The organism is Coriobacteriia bacterium (genome assembly GCA_031292615.1).
GTDB lineage: Bacteria > Actinomycetota > Coriobacteriia > Anaerosomatales > JAAXUF01 > JARLGT01.
On the sequence record JARLGT010000108.1, the window covers coordinates 1 to 2,521 of the forward strand.

Below are 2,521 nucleotides of genomic sequence, written 5' to 3' on the forward strand. Positions count from 1 at the left end.
GTACTAGTGGACTAACCGCGGGGGATCTTTGACAACTGGGGGGGGGCCGGCAGGGGGGCGGGCCACGGTTGGGTTCCCTTTGATTGTACCACCCGGTCGGTCTGTCTAAGACTCGCCGAGCAGGCCGTGCGCATCGTCTAGGCCAGCGTGTTGAGCACCTCGGCACATCGTCCACAGACCTCGGGATGAGCGGCATCGACGCCGAGTTCGCGCAGGTTCCAGCAACGCGGGCACTTCTCGCCTCTCGCCGCGTGGACCTCAACGGCGAGCTCGTCTGCGACCGAGAGTCGTACCTGCGCAACGATGAACAACTCGGCAAGCTCCGCTGAGCCCCGACTCTCGAGCACAGCGATCACATCGGACGGCGCCAGGACCGAGACGGCAGCCTCCTGACTCTTGCCGATTGTCTTGGCGCCGCGTGCCTCTTCGAGTGCCTTCGTGACGGCCTCGCGAACGTCGAGCACCACGGCAAACGCCGAGGTCAACCCGGCAGCCTGCTCGGCGGGAAGCACGGGCATCGGCCAGTCAGACAGGTGCACGCTCTTGGCGTCGCGCAGCGCCGCGGGCATGAACTGCCACACCTCTTCGCAGGTGAACGACAGTACGGGCGCGAGCAAGCGCACCAGGTCGCCGAGAATCGCCGAGAGCACGGTCTGCGCGCTACGCCGCGAGACGCCCTTGGGCGCGTCGGCGTAGAGGCGATCCTTGAGCACGTCGAGGTAGACGCCGGACAGGTCGCCGACGTAGTCGTAGATACTGCGGTAGACGACGTGGAAGCGCCACTCGTCGTAGGCCTTGGTCACGCGCGCGTTGAGGTCGGCGAGTTGCGCCATGGCAAAGCGGTCCAGCTCGGGCATCGCGGCAAAGTCGATCGAGTCGATCGCTGGGTCGAAGTCGTAGAGGTTGGAGAGCAGGAAGCGGAACGTGTTGCGGATGCGCCGGTACGCCTCGCTCGTGCGGTCGAGGATCTCATCGGAGATGCTGACGTCTTGGCCGTAGTCGGCTGCCGCAACCCACAGGCGCACGATGTCTGCACCCGACTTGGCGATGACATCGAGCGGCGAGATCGTGTTGCCGATCGATTTGGACATCTTGCGACCGTCGCCGTCAACGATGAATCCGTGGGTGAGAACCTTCTCGAACGGGGCGATGTCGTACGCACCCACGCTTGTAAGCAGGGAGCTCTGGAACCACCCGCGATGTTGGTCGCTTCCTTCAAGATACATCGTGGCAGGACGCTTGAGCTCGTCGCGGGTCTCCAGCACGCTCGTGTGCGACACGCCGGACTCGAACCACACATCCAGGATGTCGGTCTCGGGCTTGAGCTCGGTTCCCCCGCAGCGCGGGCACGACGTGCCCTCAGGTAGATACTCGCTCGGCGCCCTGGTGAACCAGGCGTCCGCGCCCTCGGTCGCAAAGAGTTTCTCAACCGCCGCAAACGTCTCAGGCGTCGCAACAGTTTCACCGCACGCGGCACACTCGAACACCGGGATCGGAACGCCCCACGCGCGCTGGCGGCTGATGCACCAGTCTGGTCGATCGGCGACCATCGACGAAAGGCGGTTGATCGACCAGCCGGGAATCCACTCGACCTGCGCGATCTCGCGAAGCGCGTGCTCGCGCAGGTGTGTCGCGTCCATCGACACGAACCACTGGTCGGTGGCGCGGAAGATGACCGGCTGCTTGCATCGCCAGCAGTGCGGATAGCTGTGACTGATCTTGCCGGAGGCGAGCAGTCTGCCGCGCTCGCGAAGCCACTCCACGATGACCGGGTTGGCCTCCTCGATTGCCATGCCGGCGAAGGGCCCGCCGCCTTGGTCGAAAACGCCGTTGTCGTCGACTGGCATCGGCATCGGCAGGCCGAACTTCATGCCTACGAGGTAGTCGTCCTCGCCGTGACCAGGAGCCGTGTGCACCGCACCGGAACCCGTCGTGAGCTCAACGTGGTCGCCCGTGATGATGACGCCGGTCACGCCCTCGTGGACGGGCTGCGCGTAGTGCAGACCCTCAAGATCGCGGCCCTTCACGCGCACGGGCTCGCCGTCGGCGCCGACGACCAGTGAGGTGCTGTCCCAGCCCGCCACTTCGGCAACCTGGGGCAGCAACGCCTCTGCAAACACGAGCACTTCCTCGCCCACGAGTACGCCGACGTAGTCGGCGTCCGTCGCCAGAGTGACCGCGACGTTTGCAGGAAGCGTCCACGGCGTCGTAGTCCAGATCAGCACGCTGACCGGCAGACCTGCCGAGGAGAACGCCTCGACCGGCTCGGTAAGGGTGAACTTCACGTAGATGCTGTCGCTCTGTTCGTCGGAGTACTCGATCTCGGCCTCGGCCAGAGCCGTGTGGCATCGCTTGCACCAGTGGATGGGCTTACGGCCCTTGTAGATGGCACCTGACTCGTACAGCATCGAGAAGATCTTGACGTCGCCAGCCTCGTAGCTGTGCTTGAGGGTGAGGTAAGGGTCTTCCCAGTCGCCGCGCACGCCGAGGCGTTTGAACTCGTCGCGCTGCACGTCAACGA

1 protein-coding gene is annotated in these 2,521 nt (G+C 64.9%); it reads right to left on the reverse strand.

Annotated features, from left to right (window positions below):
- Window positions 1-137 precede the first annotated feature (137 nt).
- Window positions 138-2,521 (reverse strand): isoleucine--tRNA ligase (gene ileS, locus P4L93_09690; GenBank protein MDR3687213.1); only part of this gene is annotated, 2,384 nt, incomplete at its 5' end.